This window comes from Fibrobacter sp. HC4 (assembly GCF_023373925.1).
GTDB lineage: Bacteria > Fibrobacterota > Fibrobacteria > Fibrobacterales > Fibrobacteraceae > Fibrobacter.
Map to the genome: position 1 here is coordinate 1 of NZ_JALCZV010000047.1, position 3,134 is coordinate 3,134.

The 3,134-nt window shown below is 37.2% G+C and carries 2 protein-coding genes and 1 pseudogene; all 3 read left to right on the plus strand.

From position 1 onward, the window contains the following. Positions 1-476 precede the first annotated feature (476 nt). Complete coding sequence (locus MMG03_RS15745) at positions 477-968, plus strand: FISUMP domain-containing protein (protein WP_249506719.1); 492 nt, start codon at positions 477-479, stop codon at positions 966-968. A 26-nt stretch (positions 969-994) separates the two neighbouring features. After that, entirely contained in the window at positions 995-2,506 is a 1,512-nt protein-coding gene (locus MMG03_RS15750) for a TM2 domain-containing protein (protein ID WP_249506718.1), read from the plus strand. A gap of 396 nt (positions 2,507-2,902) precedes the next feature. Further along, positions 2,903-3,134, plus strand: a pseudogene (locus MMG03_RS16255) (hypothetical protein); the annotation flags it as partial.

Here is a 3,134-nt window from a genome sequence, read left to right on the forward strand (position 1 = left end):
GATAACGATGTTTTGCTGTAAAAACAAGCTGTTTTGATAAAAAATTAAAATGGTAGATTATTGAAACCACGAAATTTAAGTTATATTTGAAGAAAATAGAGTTTTTGCTCTTGTTCTCCAATCGAAATCTCGACAATTTCAATTAGACGAGAATAAGGCGAGCGCTCACGCAGATATGCCGTTTTCGCGGTATGTTTCAGTTTGCTGTACCGGCTTTTTCAAGCTGGTCTTTTGGCTGTATAGGCCATGGGCAACAGCCCTTTTGGGGCGTGGGTCGTTTGCGTTTATCGTCTAGCGGCTGTCGAGAGCCTCGATTGGATAAATGCAGCGATCCACGTCCTTTTTTTGTTTCCTGAAAATAGATGCGGTTCTTTGTTGAATGAGAAAAAGCAACTCTTGTGTTCAAGGAAGTGAATGCAGTGACTACATTTTTTCTCTTTTTTCGACAGTTGATAATAATCACCCTTGCTCTTGTGATGTGTACACATTTGCACGCGAGCTCTATTACTGATTCTAGGGATGGTGAGCATTACACTACAATCAAAATTGGTCGTTCTGAATGGATGGCTGAAAATTTGCGGTACAATGTACGAGGTAGCCGATGTATTAACGATATAAAGAAATTGTGTAATCTCGGACGTTATTATAGCTTTGATATGGCAGAAAAAGCATGCCCAAGTGGATGGCATTTACCTTCTAAAAAAGAATGGAACAGCATTTTTGAAAAGGTCGATAACACTTTTGACCTGATTCTTCTTGGATATTGTTTTGATGAGGGAAAATGTTTTGATCTGGACAAAAATGCTTATTTCTGGACATCTAGCAACGATTATGAATGGATTGTCAATTTGAACGTTGTGAAAGCTCATGCAGTCAGATTTGAATCTGCAAAAGGAATTCTTTTAAATCCGCCAAATTCTTTTTTTAAAGCACAGTATTACTTCAATGTTCGGTGTGTAAAAAACTGATTTTAATGATTAACAAGGAGAAAAAAATGTCTCTCATAAACAAAAAAGATGTTGTGAATGAAAACATCACAAAAAAATCTCAAATGGTTCAGATTGAGTCAAATAAGAACTCTACAATTACAGCGCTGCTGTGTATTTTTTTAGGGATCTTTGGAATTCACTCTTTTTATGTTGGACGTAACAAGTCAGGAACAATTAAACTTATGTTTGTTGTTCTATTCGTCTCATTTTCGCTGATGTATAATATAACAACACTTATAATAGCATCTTTGATTCTTTTAGTAATTCTCAGCCTTACATTCCTGGATTATGATAGAATCATTAAGGGAAGATATCTTGACGCAGAAAAAAAAGTTCTAAAACCATCCTTCAAAGTAATTTCAATAATGGAATGGATAAAAGTCCCATTTTTTTGCTTTGAAACTTTTATTGCGGGGATTTTATTCGTGTTTTTATTGTCTTTGGGTGATCCTGCTATAGAAACGTCAAAGCAAACAACAAAAACGACTGTCGCAAAGGTATCAGTTCCTGTAAGCGAAAGATCCTACGAATCACTTCAATCATGTGTAGAAACAGAAATAGCTTGTTCTGCAGAACTTAACAAAAGGCTAGAAAACGCTGTTCAACATATTGATTCTATTTATGCAGAAGGTAATGTTCGTGAAGCTGATAAATTGTCTTCCGTGTTTTATGGCATTTTAAAAAGTGATGGTTCTGGAATTCCTTTTGCCAACTACGCTCCAACAGCAAAAGGAATAGAGAAAAGGATTGAAAATTTACTTCCCTCTAAAGGTTGTTTTGCGGATTCTATACAATACGCTAACTATTTTTCAACAATCTACGAAGTCGAAACTCAATTTGAAATAGGTAATGGTGAATTTAATTTTTCAAAATATCTCAGCTATCTTAATAGAGGGTGTAAATTAAAGCATTATGATGTAAACGTCATTATAACAGAAGAACGTTTTGTTGATTTAGCCTTAAAAAATAAGATTATAACAAAAGCTAAAGCAAATTCCTTATATAATGAAATTTTCAAGCATCTTGCCGAAGATGATTTTGTACCGATGACTCTAATTAATCAAGGTAAAGCTTATAAAGGATACGGAACTGTAGAAATGAAGAAGAATCGAACAGTCTCTTATGTGGAAGCACCTTCAAAAGATATGAACGACGCTACAGCGTTAATGGTATCCGCGTTCAACCTGTTTTCATTTGGTGCTTATATGCCATTCAAGTTGCATCCTTCTGTTCAAAATGTTGAAATCGGATTTAACATTTCTGAATTAGAATTTAATCTGTATGCGGGATATTATCATGGCATATATGCAGTAACCATTAAAACAGATAAAATTACTTTAGACAAATATTATGAGAAAAATGGTATAAATCCTCCTAGAAAAGCAAGCAGCGATATCGCTATAAGTGAGAGGGATAAAGAATTCCTTTCTAATCCTCTTACATATAGGGATATAAAGAAATGGTGTGCAAGAAACGGCTTTACATGTTCAAAATACTTAGTAGATCGTACAAGGTAAAAAAGGAGTTTGATATGCCACAAAAAAGAGCTATAAAAAGCAATTCATCACTAAAAAAAGCCATAGCGAGGATTGAAAATGAATACAACCTCCCTGAGGGGTGTGTAAAATTGGTTAAAAAGAATGGTCGAAAAATGCGAGATGATGCAACAGTACAAACATTGAGACTACATTGGGAACAATAAGCTGTATGGCATATTGACAAAAAAAGAGAGAGTTATGGTTTGCTCTTTTTTCTTTTGCGTTAGGGATAGTGACCCGTATGGGCCGAGACTTTAGGCTCGGTTTTAGGTGGCTGATCGCAAGCGAAGTGCAGCGAACTGCCCCTAAAATATAGCCCGGCACCGGCGAAGCCGGGGCAACGCCCTCCCCAAAAGAAAAAGGAAGCGCAGCTTCCAAACCGTTTCTACCGACTACGATACCAGCGACAAGCTGTACTTCGAACCGGTTACCCTCGAAGACGTTCTCCAGATTTACAAGAAGGAAAAGCCCGCTGGCGTTATCGTGCAGTTCGGTGGCCAGACTCCGCTGAACATCGCCCGCGCTCTCTCCGACGAAGGCGTGAAGATTCTCGGTACCAGCATCGATTCCATCGATATCGCTGAAGACCGCGACCTGTTCCGCAAGA

Excerpts from the sequence above, each read along its gene's own strand:
- MMG03_RS15745 (WP_249506719.1), top strand. The coding sequence starts at position 477 with ATGTGTACACATTTGCACGCGAGCTCTATTACTGATTCTAGGGATGGT.
- MMG03_RS15750 (WP_249506718.1), top strand. The coding sequence starts at position 995 with ATGTCTCTCATAAACAAAAAAGATGTTGTGAATGAAAACATCACAAAA.